Here is a 14590-nt window from a genome sequence, read left to right as displayed (position 1 = left end):
ACCACGGAGAGTGTATGAAAAGGGAGGGAGCACGTTGCAAAATAAGGCTGAACGGTTGAAAAAGACGAAATCACCCGCACCCAAAGTAGGTGCTGAGCATGGAGATCGCCTGCCGCCGGGGCAGATGTTGACCGAGAAATTCCCGATCCTGCATGAAGGAGAAGTGCCCGAATACGACCTGTCTACATGGGATCTGAAGGTGTTCGGTGAAGTTGAAGAGGAGAAAGTATTCTCCTTCGCAGAGCTTCAGGCGATGCCTCAGGTGAATACGGTGAGTGATATCCACTGTGTAACCCGTTGGTCCAAGTTTGATACCCCGTGGGAAGGCATTCGTTTCTCGGAATTCGTGAAGCTTCTTGGCGTTAAGCCAGAGGCAAAATACGTGATGGTTCATGCAGATCATGATTATGAAACGAATGTTCCACTCGAAGAGCTTATGCATGACGATGTATTACTGGCCTTCAAATATAATGGCGAGCCACTTACGCCGAAGCATGGGTATCCATTACGGCTGGTTGTGCCGCAGTTATACTTTTGGAAGAGTGCGAAATGGGTACGTGGGCTTGAGTTCATGACCGAAGACCGCAACGGGTTCTGGGAGAATAATGGGTTCCACCATTTTGCCGATCCGTTCAAGGAGCAGCGCTTCTCGGGTGAGGATCTACCGATCCCAGAAGACGAATGGACGAAGAAGGAGTTTGATTAAGATGTTGATGCCGATTTTGCAAATTCACTCTGAGGACATGCCGGCATATGCCATCGTCTGTGGTGACCCGGCGCGTGCGGAGAAGATTTCTCGTAAGTTAGAACAGGTGAAAGAGCTGGCGTTCAGCCGCGAGTACCGCACGTTTGTGGGACAATACGAAGGTGTGCAGATGGCTGTGGTTAGTCATGGTGTAGGTTCGCCGGGAGCGGCTGTATGTTTCGAAGAACTGATTCGTGCAGGTGTGACCACGCTAATTCGTGTAGGAACAGCAGGCTCGTATACCGCTGATTATCCAGCTGGTAGCGTTATTGTCAGCACTGCAGCGGTTCGCACGGATGGATTGACTCGCCAGCTCGTGCCAGATGGTTTCCCAGCTGTAGCAGATATCGGTGTTACACAAGCGCTGATTGAAGCTGCACGGGGCACGGGAACCGGGACGGATGGAGCCTCTGTAGCTTCCGATGCATCAACAGCAGGTGCAACTAAGGTGGGAGTAGGCATTACTGTTACGCTGGATGCTTTCTTCACCGGAGTAGAAGAAATTCCACATCGCAAGTACAAGCAGGCAGGTGCGCTTGCTGCAGAGATGGAAATTGCTGCGCTCTACATCATCAGCACCTTGCGAGGTGCTCGTGCTGGTGCAATCGTAGCGATTGATGGTTTCGCAGACAGTGACCTGGCTGCCGAGTATGATCCGCATACGGATGCGGTAGCGAACGCGGTGGAGCACGAGATCAATTCGGCGCTACAAGCGCTGGCTACATTGGCGCGTCAGGATCAGGTTTAATTAGCAAGGAGCATTGCTAGAGATAGATCATGCAAAATCCAATACAGATATGCAAAGTGGGATAATCCCTTTTTGCATGGATTTCAAAAGGCCGGACTCCTTCAATGGAGATCCGGCCTTTGTTTGAGATTACATACTTTTTTGCTGTATTTATCAGAGTGTTTTTTCCATAGATAGCAGTTTTTAATACCTGATATCGAAGTCAGAATACACAGTGTGATCAAAATAATAACGCCAGGTGAACCTCATTGTATCTGGAAAGCATTCAACGTATTGTTGAAACCGTAACTAAACATGTGCATAGCTACAATTAAAACGATACAAAATCCAAATGTATAAATTCCGACTAGAAAAGGTTTAAGAAAGCAAAATTTAAAAACACCAGCTGTCAGCATCTTATTCCAATTGTTCTGAGTGATATCCATGTTTCACCCCTTAGTAAACATTTGCAGATAAGCTAATATCTCTAATAAATATACCGTTAATGCTTAGTCTAAACCTTTGTTTCCTGAACAACGTACACTTTCTCAAATGAATGATCCTGCCAATAGTTGGTACATTATATAATGGAACATCATCACTAATACAGAGATTAGGGAGAATTCCGGCATGACACAGAACAATCAACCTCAAGATGAGGCTGCAATTCGTAACAAACTGGATGAATATGGGGATTCTTTGATGGAGAAAAAGAAGATCCTCAGTGGTGTAGACATTGAGCCACAAGCAGATGAGTGGGCGGCTAAGCCATCTCCTGTAGCCTTTAACAGTGTAAAATCCTCTTCCAAAGAGTAAAACGAGCTATGGCTGAATTGTGGCGGATACCTTCAGGGTATCTGCCTTTTGATGTATAAGGATGTACAGTGGTTGTACGGGAGATGTATAATACTGGAAACATGTGGGGTGAGGAGTGGATAAAGTAAGGCCGGCCTCCATTCAGAGGAGAGCCGGCTTTTAAGTTTTATTGTTCATCGTTGTATTTTTTAATTTTTGTTTTCCAAATATAACAATTGCTAATTATATTTATTACTGCAATTAATCCAAAAGCAGACATAACTAAGTAAATGTCTTTAGATATGAATGAATATAGGAAATTATTTAAAGCTGTCGTGAATCCCAAATTCCAGCCGTATAATATTAAACCAATACCTATAATGAAAATAAACCCACAAAGAGATAAAAAAATCGGTTTCAAAAAACAGAATTTCAGGAAACCTGTTGACTGAATTTTTTTCCACCTTTCGTTTTTTGATACCATTGATATCAACTCCTTGTTGGCTCTTATCGGTTAGTATATCTAGTAATCGTGGTCTGTAAAAAGTCCGTAAAATCAAAAGTGTATCCTAATTTGGCAAGATTAGTTGGTTTAGTAATGACTGATCCAGAGTAATCAGATATTACTCGTAAATACCTTGTTCCTTGTTTTGAGTCAAACTCCCAGGAATTCACAACACCTTTCCAAAGTGTCCAACGGTCTTCATAGTGAACTGTGGGTATTACGTTTTTAGTGAATATCCCATCTAATATAACACCAGCATATGCTCCAACTATTGCTGAAGTAACGACTGCAACTGTTATAGGTCCAGTCAACGCAGCAATAGCTATTGATACAGCAGCTCCAATTGCTGTACCTCTAGTAATACTTACTTTTTTTTCAGACGTACGAGTAATGCCACCATCCTTAGTATAACCTTTTGCTGTTAATTGTGTTACAAAAGTATCTGTATACGAGGCTTTATACGTATAACTTGCAGTGGAGAATGGTGTTACTACATCGGATGCAGGGTTTTCTATAGTTATGCTTGATCCTGTATCTTCTGTGATGTAATCACTTGGTTTCAAGATCGTTGTAGTGTAGGGCTCACTAGTAGATGAGAGGCTGTTTTGAGCTTCATTGTTATACTTTGTATAAACCAGTATGTCAGCGTCTAAATCTGTCTTTGCAGAATGATCGAGCACGCCATTAAGATAAACTTTAATCGTGCCATCCTCTTCTTGGACTATTTTAGTTGTAGTATTATTTTCATCAATAAATGTGTACTCATTATCATTTGCTAATGATGGTTGTGGAGAGGCAGCGACAGTTAATACAGGTGTTAGCAGCAGGACGATAGATAACATAAATGATAGCAATGTTTTTTTGTTCATATTTACCTCTAATTTCTATTTTATGTTTATATTATCCATTAAATAAATATAAGTGTAAACGTTTTCTGGATTATATAGGAATAAAGTTACATACGATCTCGATTGAAGATTAATCAGTTAACTCAGTGGTAGGAATGGTTTGTGGGGTGGTTTATTAAGTTGAAATTAGGTGCTTAAGACCTACATTGAATTCAACCTAAACGTTGTTAAATGAATGATCCCGCCAATAGTGGGTACGTTATATAAAGGAACATCATCACGAATACAGCGAATAAGGAGGATTCCGACATGACACAGAATAATCAACCTCAAGATGAGGCTGCAATTCGTAACAAACTGGATGAAGATGGGGATTCTTTGATGGAGAAAAAGAAGATTCTGAGTGGTGTAGACATTGAGCCACAAGCAGATGAATGGGCGGCTAAGCCATCTCCTGTAGCCTTTAACAGTGTAAAATCCTCTTCCAAAGAGTAAAACGAGCTATGGCTGAATTGTGGCGGATACCTTCAGGGGTATCTGCCTTTTGATGTATAAGGATGTACAGTGGTCGCATGGTAGATGTATAATACTGGGAACATCTGGGGTGAGGAGTGGATAAGTTATGAATGAAGTGAGCATCCGTAGAGCCGAAAGTAAAGATTATTCAGGAGTGTCCGCACTAATGGATGAGTTGCACCGTATGCATGTCGAGGCACGTCCTGACATATATAGACCGTTACAGCCTAGAATGAGTCAGCAGGAATTCGAAGACTTGTTGAATGCAGAAGATCGCTACCTGTACGTAGCTCAAGCAGCGGAGCAGGGAGAAATCTGTGGGTACGTGAGCGCCCAACTCAATAAAATTCAGAATGTAGAGCTGCTAATGGATCGAGATGTGCTCTTCATTAATGAGATTATTATTGATCAGATGCATCGCGGGCGTCATATTGGACAGAAGATGATGGCGGTGCTTGTCGAGCTGGGTAACGAACTTCAAGCCGATCATCTAGAGCTAACCGTTGCTTCGTTTAACCAAGGGGCACAAGAGTTTTATGAAAAGTTAGGTCTGGTCGTCCGTAGCAGCAGAATGGAATACATACTCTAAAAACATTTTCTCTTGAATACCCCCATGGGGTATGTTATCCTTAGGTCAGAATGATGAAGAGGGGTGTTTATGATGGATCATCAGAGCCATCCCAAGGACTTAATGGAACCTTCCGGAACCGATGTACCTGAAGTATTGGAGACGGAATCTGCACAAACGGTGAATTCATGTCATGCTCATGCTGATAACGATGACGGGAAGCAAGTCCGTAAGAGTCATCACTCACAAGAGATGAAGGGCAATCTGATTTCACGGTTGAATCGTGTTGAAGGACAGATTCGTGGAATTAAAGGGCTCATTGAGAAGGATACGTATTGTGATGATGTCCTGACACAGATCGCGGCAGCCCAGTCAGCGCTTAATTCAGTAGGGAAACTTCTGCTTGAAGGGCATATGAAGAGCTGTATCGTTGAGCGAATTCAGGCAGGGGAACATGAAGTAGTCGATGAACTGCTGGTTACGGTAAGGAAATTAATGAAGTGAATATTGTTATTTAATCTAAATAAGTTCAACTAAACTTTTTACACGAGAACGTAGAGGACAGAAATAACATGAAGAAGCGGAGCGCTCGCCTATAAGCTTTCTGAAAGAAAGCTACATCGGAAGCATAAGCTATCCCTGGATTTTCCCCGTTGACAAAGGGAATCAAAAAAATCTGGGGATAACAGCGATCGGAAGGTTATTCTGTCATCGGAGTGGTAAGTGTAACATTCTTTAATTGAACTTATACATTGCCCATAAGGAGGAATATATGATGTCTAATGTTACATTGAACGTATCAGGAATGTCCTGCAATCACTGCGTGAAGGCTGTTGAAGAAGCTGTGAAGAATGCTGGTGCAAGTGGTCAGGTCGATCTGCAAGCTGGAACGGTAGCAGTAGAGTATGATGAGCAGAAGGTTAACGTGGATCAGATCAAGGCAGCAATTGAAGACCAAGGATACGATGTAGCTTAATTATTTTCTCTCAATTTTCATCTGATTCATATGAATGATTTATGATGATCTGGCTTGAACAGAACTTCCTTGTTTAACTCAAGGGACGAGAAGAATCGGTAGATTTTTTTCGAATAAGTTCATCGTTTAAGCCTTATTTTTTCTAATGAATATACCCCTATAGGGTATTGGGGAACAAATTGAACGGAGATGACGACATGGATAAGCCAGCAACAGAAAATACTGCAACTGGCTCAGCATTACCACCCGTAGAGGGAGCATCTGGTTTACTCACCACACTCCAAATTACAGGTATGACCTGTGCAGCGTGCTCTACCCGAATCGAGAAGGGGTTATCCCGCATGGAAGGGGTCAATCAGGCTAACGTTAATCTCGCAATAGAGCAGGCGACCGTTAGGTACGATCCCAAAGTCATTAATATCAATCAACTGCGAGATAAGGTTGAAGCGTTGGGTTATGGCACAGTTACGGAATCGGTAGATCTGGATATAACGGGCATGACCTGTGCGGCTTGTTCGGCTCGGATCGAGAAAGGGCTATCCCGCTTACCGGGTGTATCTCGAGCAAATGTAAATTTAGCGCTGGAGACAGGGCATGTCGAATTTACAGCAGGCGCTCTGAAAGCATCCGACATTACGGCTAAGATTAGACAGCTTGGTTATGGCGCAGAATTACAACAGACGGGAGAGGAAACTTCATCTGCCAGAGAGCGGGAATTGCAACGTAAGAAGTGGAAATGGATGATATCCGCAGCACTTTCGATTCCTTTGTTATGGGCGATGGTGGGTCACTTCTCCTTCACATCGTGGATTTGGGTGCCTGATCTGTTCATGAACCCATGGTTCCAATTGCTGCTGGCAACGCCAGTTCAGTTTGTGATTGGATGGCAGTTCTATGTGGGAGCCTACAAAGCATTGCGTAGTGGTAGCGCCAATATGGATGTGCTGGTCGCTTTGGGTACAAGTGCGGCATTTTTCTACAGTCTTTATCTAACGTTATCCAGTGGTTATCTACCTGCGACTACGATGGATCATGGTGCAATGGAAACAAGCACAGCCGCTATGCCGATGGTGGAGCTTTATTATGAGACGAGTGCAATTCTGATTACCTTAATATTACTCGGCAAATGGTTCGAGGCTGTAGCAAAAGGACGCTCATCCCAGGCGATCAAAAGCTTGATTGAGTTAGCACCGCGTGAAGCCCGCGTCATTCGAGATGGGCAGGAGGTCGTTATCCCTGCGAGTTATGTTGCTGTGGGTGATCTCGTTCTTGTGAAACCAGGGGACAGTATCCCGGTGGACGGCATCGTGGAGGAAGGACAGTCTTCTGTAGATGAATCGATGCTCAGTGGAGAGAGTTTACCTGTAGACAAAAAGCCTGGTGATGCTGTTACAGGGGCTACTTTGAACAAAAACGGCATGTTACGCCTAAGAGCGACCCGAGTGGGTGCAGATACCGCTCTCTCCCAGATTATCAAAGTCGTTGAGCAAGCGCAGGGCTCCAAAGCTCCAATTCAACGGATTGCAGATGTGATCTCAGGTATTTTTGTCCCGATTGTTGTGGGCATTGCCGCCGTTACCTTCCTTGTCTGGTACTTCTTCGCAAGTCCCGGTGACTTCGCTGGGTCATTGGAAAAAGCAATTGCTGTCCTGGTCATCGCCTGTCCATGTGCCTTAGGTTTGGCTACGCCAACCTCGGTTATGGCTGGATCGGGGCGAGCTGCTGAATACGGCATTCTGTTCAAAGGCGGCGAGCATCTAGAATCAGCCCAGCAGATTCAGACTGTTGTGCTGGACAAAACGGGTACGGTAACTCAGGGCAAACCTGTGCTTACAGACGTTGTAACAGCTTCAGACTGGACAGAAACGGAGCTGTTAGAACGGGTTGGCGCAGCAGAGCAGAATTCGGAGCACCCACTTGCTGAAGCTATCGTGGAAGGGATTCAAGGTAAAGGCATCGCTCTGAGCCAATCCGATCAATTCGAGAACATACCTGGCTATGGTGTTCGAGCTCGTGTTCAGGGACAAGAGATTCTGGTTGGAACCCGGCGTTTGCTTGCTGATGCCAAGGTTAATGTTCCAGATGGTACGGTGGCTCAGATGAACCAACTGGAGGAACAAGGGCGTACAGCGATGTTGGTTGCGATTGATGGTGTGTGGGCAGGGATTGTAGCTGTTGCAGATACCATTAAAGAAACGTCACGCGAAGCAGTAGCCCGTCTACAAGCGATGGGAATCGACGTTATCATGATTACCGGTGACAATGAACGAACAGCACGCGCTGTGGCAGAACAAGCGGGAATCCGTAACGTTCTGGCAGAGGTGCTCCCAGAGGGCAAAGCGGCGGAAGTGAAGAAGCTGCAGGCTAATGGTCGTAAGGTGGCTATGGTTGGAGATGGAATTAACGATGCGCCAGCTCTGGCGACAGCCGATATTGGGATGGCCATTGGGACAGGAACGGATGTAGCGATGGAAGCGGCGGATATTACGTTGATGCGTGGGGATTTGAATAGCATTGCTGACGCAATCGAGATGAGCCGGCGAACAATGGGTAACATCAAGCAAAATCTGTTCTGGGCGCTTGGATATAATGTGATCGGTATTCCAATTGCTGCTGTGGGCTTTCTTGCTCCATGGTTAGCTGGTGCTGCGATGGCGTTCAGCTCGGTGTCTGTTGTGTTAAATGCCTTACGTTTGCAACGAATGAAGCTGCAACATAAATCATAAAGCAACAACTAGAAATTGAATCAAGCTCATTGGGAATCGGTAGGATATCCATTAGATTAGGTGAGGCTTGTACGAAGAGATATGTCCTGAGTTATTTCTATAAATGATATGAAAAGAGAGTAGTGACTTTTTTCTAAAAAAGGTTACTTTCTTTCATTGATTTTCAGAAATTCCATTGACAATAATGACATATACACTTAAAATTTAAACATTCGTTTGATTCAAACAAATGTTTATATCAAATTCGAACTACTTTGCAATGGAGGATAAGATCTATGGTACAGGCTTTACGCGTTTTGTTTAAAAAACCACCAGTGATTGTTGGAATCGTGACGGCACTTATGTTCCAAGTGATTTTTAGCATCATCTGGATGACTGCATATTCAGGAGTTAATGATCGCACAAATGAGCTTACTGTTGCGATTGTAAACGAGGATGGCGAACTATCCCAAGGAATTGCCGAACGATTGGCAGAGACGTTACCGTTTCATACCGTATCCAATCTAACTTCGGAAGAAGCAATCGATCAGCTTAATCATCACCAAGTTCATATGGTGCTCGGCATTCCGGCTGGCTTTAATGAATTGCTTCAGACGGCTGGATCAACCGCTGAAATTAAGTACACAATTAATGAAGCTAATCCAGTGACGATCAAAAGCATGATGCAAGGTGTATCACAGTCCGTAACCAACACGATCAACAAGCAGGCTACTGCTCAAGGTGTGCAGACTGTGTTAACCGCAACAGGAACGCCAGCAGATCAAGCTGCTAATGTGGCGACTAACCTGACTTCCCGTGTGGAAGGAGTAACAACGTCCATCAACCCGGTGAACGGAATGAACAATCAGATGGTACCGATGATGATGGTGCTGGCATCTTATGTTGGAGCTATGATCATGGGGATGAATCTGCAAACGGCTATGGGGATGTTGTCCACTACGTTCTCTCGCTGGACGCTATTTGGTGCAAGAATTTTCATTAACGTAGGTTCAGCCTTGGTTGTATCCTTACTCGGATCTTCACTTATCGTTGCGCTTGGCGGACAGATTGAACAAGGATTTGTTGCATTCTGGTTATTCCAAGCCTTGTTCCTCTGCACGTTTATGTTCTTCTCGCAGTTCTTCTTGATCTGCTTCGGACCTGCAGGAAGCTTGTTCAATGTTATCTCGCTATCCTTGCAGCTTGTATCTTCCGGAGCGATGGTACCGCGTGAATTGCTGAATGGATTCTATAGTGGTGTGGGTCAATTTTTACCAGCTACTTATGCGGTTCAAGGTATCTTGAGTGCTCAACTGGGTGGCCCAGGAATTCAGTCTGCTGCAGGTTCAATCGTTCTTATTCTCGCGATTGTGGTTGCACTCTCGCTGCTGGTTACCCTTGTGAAGAAACAGCGTGTACCCGCAGGTGCACCAAGCCCAGCACCATCTAACGCTTAATATCTAAGGCTATACAGATGGAGCTACACTGTATACTTACGTCAAGCCCCCCATTGATTGCCGATGGGGGGCTTGGTGTAATAGTAGATGGAGGATACAACTTCACATATGCCATGCTTAATGGCTATGTCTTGCGCTTTGTTGCACAAACTTTCATAATAGATAATTATGTATAATTTCATTAAACATTTACAAGAGAACGGATTAGAGGAGCGAACGGAATGACGGAACCGGAATTGGACATTAAAACGAGGATATTGCTTGCAGCCAAGAAGCTTTTTGCCGGTCAGGGGTATGATGGGACAAGTGTTCGTCAAATCTGTGATGAAGCGGGAGCGAATGTGTCCCTGGTCTCTTATCACTTTGGCGGCAAGGAGAAGGTGTTTGAGGCATTATTTGAACACTTCTTCCCTGGTCAGATGCTGAATGAGCTGGCTGCAGAATCCATGTCCCCCGTGGAAGGTGTCCGCCGAATTGTTGGTCAAGTTGTGAAGTTTACGATGACAGACACCGAGATGAGCGACATTGTGCAGCTTGAAATTACGCTGAGGACACATCGCACGCCGACGGTCTTTCGTTTCCTGGATCCGATCTGGACGAAGGTAAGGGATTTACTGCAAGAAGGTAAAGATCAGGGTATTTTTCGTATTGAATCCGTGTCATATGCCACATTACAGGTGATGGGGGCAACTCTGGCGCATAAACGAGCCAAAAATTCACGTTTTCTGGCGGATTATCAGGGAATAACTACAGAGGAACTTGCTGAGCAAACGATTGAGTTTGTACTTCGAGGATTAGGAGTGACTAACCATGAATGAAACGATTGAATTAATGATGAAGCACCGCTCTGTACGGAAATTCAAGGCAGATCCCGTAAGTGAGGAACAGTTGGCAACGATCATTGCAGCTGGACAGATGGCTTCTTCCTCCAGCAGCGTGCAGGCGTATAGTGTAATTGCGGTAACGGATTCGGAATTAAAATCGAAGCTTGCTGAGCTTGCAGGCAACCAGGCTTACGTGAACGAATGTCCTGTTTTCCTGGTATGGTGCGCAGACCTCTTCCGACTGAAGGATGCTGCGAAGCAGCATACGCCAGACAAGGAAACCTATGCGGATTCGACAGAAAACTTTATGGTTGCCACCATTGACGTGGCGCTTGCATCACAGAACGCAGCCCTTGCAGCCGAATCACTCGGCTATGGCATTGTCTATATCGGTGGAATTCGCACACGGATTGAGGAAGTTTCTGAGCTGCTAGGACTACCCGAAGGCGTATATCCGGTCTATGGCATGTGTATTGGTGTTGCCGATCAGGAGACAGGCATTCGTCCGCGCTTACCACTAGAGGCTGTTCTTCATCAGAATCAGTATAATGCCGAGCAGACACTTGAAGGCATGGCGCAGTATGATGAGACCACGATAGCCTACATGAATGAACGGACGCAGGGCGCAAACAAGACACCTTGGTCTGTATCGATGGCCAAACGTCTCACAGAGCCAGTGCGATTGCAGATGAAGCCTTTCTTGGAGGGCAAAGGGTTCATGAAGCGTTAATGTGCGGGCAAATTGTATAGTTGATCGTTGATGATTCAAAAGGTCAGTTAGGCTTCATGCCTGACTGACCTTTTCCTGTATAAGCTTATTGTGATGATAGTGGCAAACCGTAGAACCGTTTGGCATTCTGGTAGAAAAGACGTGCAGCGCGTTCGTGGCTCATGCCCATGACCTCGCACCAACTCTGAATGACTTGTTTTGTCATCGCGGGATGAGTGATCTTCCCTTGTAAAGGACCTTCGAAAGGCCAAGGGCCATCGGTCTCAGCCATGACCTGCTCCGATGGATATTGCCTTGCTAGTTCACGGATCTCTTCCTCATACATAATATCAGGGGTGAAGGAGACGAAATAACCGTTGTCTGCCATCCGTGCAATCGTTTGGCGTGAGCCTTTGAACCAGTGGAAATGGGCACGACGGAACTGATACTTTTCAAGCAGATCACAGGCGATATCAGCATCTTCATAGACGGCATGAAGAACGAGAGGTTTGTTGTACTGCTTCGCGAGCTGAATGAACTGTTCCAGCAATTCAATGTAGCCGTGCTGATCCCATGTTTGGCCTGCTTGTTCCGCTTCTTGTCTGCTGTAATAGGGTAAGCCCACCTCTCCGATGGCTATAGCTTGTCCTATATGCTGCTTGATCCAGCCAAGGAGCAGATGGAGATCGCCTGCAGAAGGGAGCGGTTGCTCTGGGTGGTAGCCAAAGGCAGGAAATACCGTACGTGGGTTATGCTTGGCAAGTTCCAGATTGGCCTGGCAGGAATCCATATTCATGGAGACCGCAATGAGGGCTTCAACTTGCTGGGAGGAGAGAGATTGCAGTATAGACTGTTGTTGCGTTGTTGTATATTGATCCAAGTGGATATGGGCATCGATTAACGGTGCTATAGCACGAGTATCCATAATTTCCTCCTTATGATTAATAGGGTCTAACTATTCATGTTACGAAGTGAATTCCATGTCGGATCACCCATATTAGGTGAAAAAATACATTTTTACACAGATTGCTTACTGCTCTGCTGAACCCACTACAATAGCTTTAAAAACCCGCGCTATATAGATAGGCGGGCTTTGTGCTGTTCTTCTCTCATCCACTGTGAAATTTGACGTTTGCGTTCAAGAAAGGCAGAATCCTCCGTCACCGATTCACGTCGTGGACGATCAAATGGAACAATAACCTCTTGCAGCACGGTTGCTGGGCGATTGGATAGAACATACACCCGGTCCGCTAGCAGAAGAGCTTCCTCAATATTGTGTGTAATGAATAACACTGAGCGGCGGTTCTGTTCCCAGATCTCCAGCAGCCAGCGCTGCATATCACTGCGGGTCAAGGCATCAAGCGCACTGAAAGGCTCATCAAGCAGCATAAGCTCTTGTGGACCGAGTAACGCACGTAGGAAAGCAACACGCTGCTGCATCCCTCCTGAGAGCATATGTGGATAAGCACGTTCGAAGCCAGCTAGACCAACACTCGCTAACCATTTACGTGCTTCAGCAATCGCTTCTGTTCGGGGTAGAGCTGTCTTCGATACTTCGCCTGCTAACACCACATTATCTTCAATGGTTCGCCAAGGCAGGAGAGCGGGTTGTTGCGGCATGTAACTGATTTTGCCACGTTGTCCGGTAACGTCATGCCCTTGCATGAGAATTCGTCCAGCCTGCGGCTTGAGCAAACCGCCGATGATATGGAAAAGGGTGCTTTTGCCACAGCCGGATGGGCCAACAATGGCTACAAATTCGCCTTGCCCCACCGTTAGGGACAGATTATCCAATACAGATAATGTTTTGCGCCGCTCGCGATATGAAGCATGAACCTGCGTAACCTCAAGTGCTGGAGAGACTTGAGTATTCCCTTTTGTTACTGATGTAGAATCGGGCGGTTGCAGGGTTGTCTGTGTCGTTATATTTTCATTGGTTACGTGTTTATTCGTTGGGTTATCGGAAAGATGATCGTGCTTGTTCCGTTCGTCTCTCATCCCGGTTTCACATCCTTGCCACATGGTTTTCCAGTGTCAGTATTAACGTTTTTGTGGTCGCCAGCGCACGAGCAGCTTCTCTAGTAGCGCGATCAGCAGGAAGAGCAGTAGACTGAGCGCCACAATAATCATGATGGCTACAAATAGTCGATCTGTTCGATATGCAGACTTCTGTAACATCATATAGTATCCAATGCCCTTATCTGCTCCGATCCATTCTGCAATAATGGCACCCATCACACTATATGTAGCGGCTATTTTGATTCCAGAGAAGACTGAGGGCAGCGCGTGCGGAAGCTCCAGTTTCCAGAACAGCTGTCCACGTTTGGCGCCAGCCATACGCATATAGTTCATCATCATGGCATCTGTACGGGTTAATCCATCCATGGCGGCTACGGCAACAGGGAAGAAGCAGACCAGAATGATGGTAATTAATTTGGGCAGTAATCCGAATCCGAACCAGATCAGCAAAAGCGGTGCTAGCGCGATGGTTGGAATGTTCTGACTTAGGATAAGCAACGGATAGAGCGCGGACTTTAGAAATGGGATCAAGTGAAGCACCATGGCAATCAGCAGTCCCACCAACGTTCCTGCGGCGAATCCGATGAGTGTTAACTGGATCGTCGCCCATGCATGCATACCAAGCCGATCCGCCTGTGAAGCTGCTTCACGAGCGATGTCCGAAGGGGCAGGCAGCATCCATTTTTCAATGTGAAATAGCGAGACCGCTCCTTGCCATATCGCAATAAAGAGAATAACCGCCACAAGGGGCGGCCATACGCTTTTGAAATAGGAGTGCATCAGCGATATTTCTCCGTAAGTTTATCCATGCTGAAGCCGGCACCGCCGCTATGGGCGATTTTGATCTGGGAGATGATGCTAGGGCTACCGGCGTCCACAAGTGCTTCATGCATTTTGCGAACAACGTCTAGCAGCTCCTCCAGCTCACCTTCCATCGTTGTTTCTAGAGGATTGACCTGATATTTCACACCCGATTGTTGAATGACTTCAATAGCGCGATCCACATACGGATATGAATCCTCACCATTTGGCGTCTTCGGGATGACTTGAATACTGAGTAACGTGCTTGCCATGGAGTTCACGGCTCCTTTCGAAATATATAAAATGAACGAATGACTGTTACACTTGCCACTTCGATGACAGAATAACCTTCCAATCGCTGTTATCCCCAGATTTTTTTTGATTCCCTTTCTCTA

The 14590-nt window shown here is 45.7% G+C and carries 16 protein-coding genes; 11 read left to right on the top strand and 5 right to left on the bottom strand.

Annotated features, from left to right (window positions below):
* Nucleotides 1–34 precede the first annotated feature (34 nt).
* The 3 genes from M3636_RS21220 (at nucleotide 35) to M3636_RS21210 (ending at nucleotide 2288) form a co-directional block, all read left to right on the top strand.
* Nucleotides 35–706: a sulfite oxidase-like oxidoreductase gene (locus M3636_RS21220; protein WP_251383908.1), complete on the top strand. Its 672-nt coding sequence runs from the start codon at nucleotides 35–37 to the stop codon at nucleotides 704–706.
* A gap of 1 nt (nucleotide 707) precedes the next feature.
* Nucleotides 708–1493, top strand: coding sequence for a nucleoside phosphorylase (locus M3636_RS21215; protein WP_128100005.1), 786 nt, complete (start codon nucleotides 708–710; stop codon nucleotides 1491–1493).
* Between the two features lie 609 nt (nucleotides 1494–2102).
* Nucleotides 2103–2288 carry a hypothetical protein gene (locus M3636_RS21210; RefSeq protein WP_251383907.1) on the top strand — a complete coding sequence of 62 codons (186 nt, stop codon included), beginning with the start codon at nucleotides 2103–2105 and terminating at the stop codon, nucleotides 2286–2288.
* A 486-nt stretch (nucleotides 2289–2774) separates the two neighbouring features.
* Here the strand turns inward: M3636_RS21210 and M3636_RS21205 are convergent, their stop codons facing one another.
* Nucleotides 2775–3641 carry a glycine zipper 2TM domain-containing protein gene (locus M3636_RS21205; protein ID WP_251383906.1) on the bottom strand — a complete coding sequence of 289 codons (867 nt, stop codon included), beginning with the start codon at nucleotides 3639–3641 and terminating at the stop codon, nucleotides 2775–2777.
* A 288-nt stretch (nucleotides 3642–3929) separates the two neighbouring features.
* Between M3636_RS21205 and M3636_RS21200 the strand changes: the two genes are divergently transcribed.
* From M3636_RS21200 to nfsA, 8 genes are all read left to right on the top strand, one after another.
* A complete protein-coding gene (locus tag M3636_RS21200; RefSeq protein ID WP_056703799.1) occupies nucleotides 3930–4115 on the top strand; it encodes a hypothetical protein in 186 nt (61 codons plus the stop codon).
* A gap of 127 nt (nucleotides 4116–4242) precedes the next feature.
* Nucleotides 4243–4725, top strand: coding sequence for a GNAT family N-acetyltransferase (locus M3636_RS21195; RefSeq protein ID WP_251383905.1), 483 nt, complete (start codon nucleotides 4243–4245; stop codon nucleotides 4723–4725).
* A gap of 72 nt (nucleotides 4726–4797) precedes the next feature.
* Entirely contained in the window at nucleotides 4798–5208 is a 411-nt protein-coding gene (locus M3636_RS29610) for a metal-sensitive transcriptional regulator (RefSeq protein ID WP_285859120.1), read from the top strand.
* Between the two features lie 271 nt (nucleotides 5209–5479).
* Entirely contained in the window at nucleotides 5480–5680 is a 201-nt protein-coding gene (locus tag M3636_RS21185) for a copper ion binding protein (RefSeq protein WP_128104266.1), read from the top strand.
* Between the two features lie 293 nt (nucleotides 5681–5973).
* Nucleotides 5974–8406 carry a heavy metal translocating P-type ATPase gene (locus tag M3636_RS21180; RefSeq protein ID WP_251383971.1) on the top strand — a complete coding sequence of 811 codons (2433 nt, stop codon included), beginning with the start codon at nucleotides 5974–5976 and terminating at the stop codon, nucleotides 8404–8406.
* 275 nt (nucleotides 8407–8681) lie between these two features.
* The gene (locus M3636_RS21175; RefSeq protein WP_251383904.1) at nucleotides 8682–9842 is read left to right on the top strand and encodes a YhgE/Pip domain-containing protein; all 1161 of its coding nucleotides are present in this window, start codon (nucleotides 8682–8684) and stop codon (nucleotides 9840–9842) included.
* 221 nt (nucleotides 9843–10063) lie between these two features.
* Nucleotides 10064–10660, top strand: a complete 597-nt coding sequence (locus M3636_RS21170) for a TetR family transcriptional regulator (protein ID WP_128100010.1) — start codon at nucleotides 10064–10066, stop codon at nucleotides 10658–10660.
* Nucleotides 10653–11396 (top strand): oxygen-insensitive NADPH nitroreductase, encoded by a 744-nt coding sequence (gene nfsA / locus M3636_RS21165; RefSeq protein ID WP_251383903.1) that lies wholly within the window; start codon nucleotides 10653–10655, stop codon nucleotides 11394–11396. The genes M3636_RS21170 and nfsA overlap by 8 nt, the downstream gene beginning before the upstream one ends.
* An 85-nt stretch (nucleotides 11397–11481) precedes the next feature.
* On the opposite strand, the gene M3636_RS21160 is transcribed toward nfsA, so the two are convergent.
* The 4 genes from M3636_RS21160 to M3636_RS21145 form a co-directional block, all read right to left on the bottom strand.
* Nucleotides 11482–12300 carry a TatD family hydrolase gene (locus M3636_RS21160; RefSeq protein ID WP_251383902.1) on the bottom strand — a complete coding sequence of 273 codons (819 nt, stop codon included), beginning with the start codon at nucleotides 12298–12300 and terminating at the stop codon, nucleotides 11482–11484.
* A 149-nt stretch (nucleotides 12301–12449) separates the two neighbouring features.
* On the bottom strand, nucleotides 12450–13301 hold the full coding sequence (locus tag M3636_RS21155) for an ABC transporter ATP-binding protein (protein ID WP_483311535.1): 852 nt from the start codon (nucleotides 13299–13301) through the stop codon (nucleotides 12450–12452).
* A gap of 114 nt (nucleotides 13302–13415) precedes the next feature.
* Complete coding sequence (locus M3636_RS21150; protein WP_128100014.1) at nucleotides 13416–14174, bottom strand: ABC transporter permease; 759 nt, start codon at nucleotides 14172–14174, stop codon at nucleotides 13416–13418.
* Nucleotides 14174–14467, bottom strand: a complete 294-nt coding sequence (locus M3636_RS21145) for a thiamine-binding protein (RefSeq protein ID WP_056703822.1) — start codon at nucleotides 14465–14467, stop codon at nucleotides 14174–14176. Before M3636_RS21145 ends, M3636_RS21150 begins: the two co-directional genes overlap by 1 nt.
* Nucleotides 14468–14590 lie beyond the last annotated feature (123 nt).

The sequence above is a fragment of the Paenibacillus sp. MER 99-2 genome (genome assembly GCF_023714095.1).
In the GTDB taxonomy this organism is placed as follows: Bacteria; Bacillota; Bacilli; order Paenibacillales; family Paenibacillaceae; genus Paenibacillus.
This window is presented reverse-complemented; position numbering and strand designations above follow the sequence as displayed.